At 72.7% G+C, this 2,364-nt stretch carries 2 protein-coding genes; both read right to left on the reverse strand.

What is annotated here, in order from left to right:
• Positions 1-1,635: hypothetical protein (locus IE287_RS00955; RefSeq protein ID WP_194690229.1), on the reverse strand; the 1,635-nt coding region annotated here is incomplete at its 3' end.
• Positions 1,636-1,701: 66 nt separating this feature from the next.
• A partial coding sequence (locus IE287_RS00960) for an FG-GAP repeat domain-containing protein (RefSeq protein WP_189846930.1) occupies positions 1,702-2,364 on the reverse strand: 663 nt, incomplete at its 5' end.

Consider the following 2,364-nt stretch of genomic DNA (forward strand, 5'->3'; position numbering starts at 1 on the left):
CAGGACGCCGGCCTTGTCGCGGGCGACGATGTCGGCGTGGACCGAGCCGGCGATGTTGCCGGTGGCCTCGATGCGGTCGTAGATCTGCCAGCCGCCGCCGATGGCGCCGGAGTCGTGGGTGCGCAGGACGCCGGAGGCGTCGCGGGCCAGCAGGTCGGGGGAGCCGTTGTCGTCGAAGTCGTGCGGCTTCGCCGTGCGGGTGAGGGTGAAGGAGCCGGAGCGCTTGATCGGCGTGGTCCCCAGCCCGGCGCCCGACTCGGCGGTCGACGTCCAGGTGTAGGCGCCGTTGAAGGCGGCCGTCGTCCCCTTCGGGTCGGAGGCGTTCCCGTCGAGCTCACCGGTCCAGCCCCAGCCCATCGGGATGCCCTTGGGGTAGGAGCCGTCCTCCCCCGCGCTCGCGTGGCCGTTCTGGACGACCGTGTAGGTCCTGCCGGTCCGGACGTGGGTGAAGGTGTAACGGAACTTCACGCCCGAGTGGTTGAAGTACTGCGTGAACGACGTGTAGTCCCGCTCGTCGAAGTCGAGCGTCGCGGGCGGCAGCTCCGGCTCGCTGACCTCCGCCAGTTCGGCGGGGTAGCCGCTGTCGGCGAGGAAGGCGGCCCCGGGCGTGCCGTCGGCGGCCAGGGAGACGCGGAAGACGCCGTCGCCGGTGCCGATCTCGCCGCCGGAGACCAGCAGGTCGCCCTCGGGGGTGGGGACGATCCCCCGGACGTGGTCGAGCAGCCTGGTCGTGGCGCCGGTCTCCGGGTCCACGACGTTCAGGGCGTGCAGCGGGGAGGGCGTGAGCTGCGTGGTGGCGTTCCGGTCGGCGTGGACGAGGCGGTCGCCGAGGAAGGCGACGTGGGCGTACTCGCCCGCCGGGAAGACCTTCCTCTCGGCCGTGCCGCGGGTCTGGACGACCACGGACCCCTTCTTGGTGGCGGGGTCGTACTCGCTCCAGGCGATCCGGGTGTCGGAGAGGGCGACCGAGAAGTTCCACTCGGGGGCGAGCGGCGCCGCGTAGTCGTCCTCGACGGCCGCCTCGGCGAGGTCGAGGCTGCCCCGGTGCTGGACGCCGTCCGCCGCCTTGTAGGCGAGGAGCGCGTGCGTGGCGGTGCCCGGCTTCACCCGGACGTCCGTGGCGCCGGCCGGGATGCCGGTGACGGCACGGCTGCCGTGGACGGCGTCGTACGCCCGCAGCTTGCCGGTGCCCCAGGCGGTGAGGAAGACCGAGGAGCCGGCCATCCCGGCACAGTGCTCGTTGCCTTCCAGCGGCACGGTCAGGCCGTCGGCGCCCGTGCCCATGTTCCGCACGGTGGCCTCGGACGACGTGCACAGCAGGAGGTCGTCCCCGACGACGTTCCTCTCGTCGGTGTAGAAGTACTCGGCTTCGCTGATCGGGGTCTGCTTCCCGGTGTCGTACCGGATCCAGGCCTGGTCGCCGCCCGTGTGGTTGTTCAGCGTGACGAGGAAGCCGGTCGATCCGGCGCCGAGGGCCGAGGTGTACGGCGCGACCTTCAGGGCCCCGTCACGGGCGGAGGGGGCGTCGGCGGCGCCCGCCGAGGGGGCGGCGAGGACGCCGGCGCCGAGGGTGACGGCGAGGACGGTCGCCACGGAGGCGGCGGTGCGGCGGCGGGTGAGGCGTACGGGAAGCAAGGGACCCCTCCAGAGGACGACGGGCAGGCCCGCGCAGAGGCGCGAACCCGCCCGTATGACCACCGATCATCCGAAAAGGTTGTACGACTTTCCCTGGAACTGTGCCGTCAGGGTCCGGCGCAGGTTGAGCGGGGCGTCGCGCTCGCCCGTCCCCCGGAAGACGTAGGTGGTCCTGGTGGCGGGGTCGACGGCGAGGAGGTCGTTCTTCTTGTCGCCGTCGACGTCCCCGGCGCCGACGAGTTCGCCGTAGCGGCCGAAGCCGGCGCCGATGCGGGTGCGTCCGGTGAAGGTGCCGTCGCCCTTGCCGAGGTACATCCAGAGCACGCCGTCCCTGTCGCGCGCCAGGAGGTCCCCGGCGGCGGCTCCGGCGATGTTGCCGGTGCCGACGAGCTGGTTGTAGACCTGCCAGCCGCCGCCGATCCTGACGCGGGCGGTGAAGGGCTTGGTGGTGCTGCCGGTGGACCTGTAGAGCCACAGGGCGCCGGTCCTGTCGGTGGCGAGGACGTCGGGGCGGCCGTCGCCGGTGTAGTCGGAGCCGCCGGAGATCTGGTCGTAGGTCTGCCAGCCGCCGCCGACCTGGACGCGGCCGGTGAAGCCGCCGCGTCCGTTGCCCTGGTAGAGCCAGAGGACGCCGGCCTTGTCGCGGGCGACGATGTCGGCGTGGACCGAGCCGGCGATGTTGCCGGTGGCCTCGATGCGGTCGTAGATCTGCCAGCCGCCGCCGATGGC

This window comes from Streptomyces omiyaensis, from assembly GCF_014650895.1.
Taxonomy (GTDB): Bacteria; Actinomycetota; Actinomycetes; order Streptomycetales; family Streptomycetaceae; genus Streptomyces; species Streptomyces omiyaensis.